The organism is Desulfovulcanus sp., from assembly GCF_982781345.1.
Map to the genome: position 1 here is coordinate 1 of NZ_CEYAEZ010000209.1, position 1033 is coordinate 1033.

Here is a 1033-nt window from a genome sequence, read left to right on the forward strand (position 1 = left end):
CACCCTCAACAATGATTACAAGTCCAAGAACATCAACATCAGTCTCCTCTACAGTAATATTTACAGCCTTAACACCTGGAACCTTAGTTATATTTTTAGCAAGTTCGACAATGCTAACCTTAGATGGAATATCAACATCAAGTACAAGCCTCCTAATTCTCGTCATCTGTAACTAATCCCCAAGTAACTACTAGACTTGAACTAGTTTATAAACGTAGAGCTTTACAATATTTAGAAAAGTTGTGTATAGATGTGATAAATGTAGAAGAGATATTTAGTAAGTTGAGAGAAGTATTGTCAAACTTAGGATATGAAAAATATGTTGATGTAGAATCATCACACATATCAGGAATATCATACATAAATATTGGAAAAGCAGGTCTAGAATTTCTAAAAGATTTATACACATCAAAATGTAGAGTAAAAGTTTTCACAACCTGTAATCCAATGTGTATGTGTATTGAAGATTTATATAGAGAAAATTGTGAAATATGTAGAGCACAGTTAGAAATATTAAAAATATTAAAAAGTATTGGAGTATCTACATGGTTTACCTGTATACCATATGAATATCAAAATATTAAACCTAGAAGATTCTATGCATGGTCTGAATCAAGTGCTGTAGCATTCATAAACTCTATATATGATGCATATGTCGAAAAACTGCCTGGCCCATTAGCACTAATATGTGCATTGGTTGGTAAGATGCCACTTATAGGCTTATCAAATCCTAAAAATAGAATACCGAAAATATATGTTGAAGTTAGAAATGATAGAGAATTAAATTGTGTAGAAGCTGGAGTATTAGGAAAGATTATTGGTGAAAAATATAGTAAAGATCTAGATGTAGTATATCTAAAACCATCAAAAACATTATTTAAAAATATTGAGAGCTTAAAATCCTTCTTAGCATCATTCTCAACGTATAGTAATTCAACATTAGTAATAATAGATAGATTATCAACAAACTACAAATACTATAGAGATAGTATGAATATAGAAAGTAGGCTAAGTATAGATATTAGAGATATTG

Annotated in this window: 2 protein-coding genes; one reads left to right on the forward strand and one right to left on the reverse strand. The window is 29.7% G+C overall.

What is annotated here, in order from left to right; translation table 11 throughout:
- On the reverse strand, positions 1-166 hold a 166-nt coding region (locus tag AC3WVG_RS12290), incomplete at its 3' end, for a DUF211 domain-containing protein (protein ID WP_488798407.1).
- Positions 167-252: 86 nt separating this feature from the next.
- Here AC3WVG_RS12290 and AC3WVG_RS12295 point away from each other — a divergent pair.
- The coding region (locus AC3WVG_RS12295) for an aconitase X (protein WP_488798406.1) at positions 253-1033 on the forward strand (781 nt) is incomplete at its 3' end.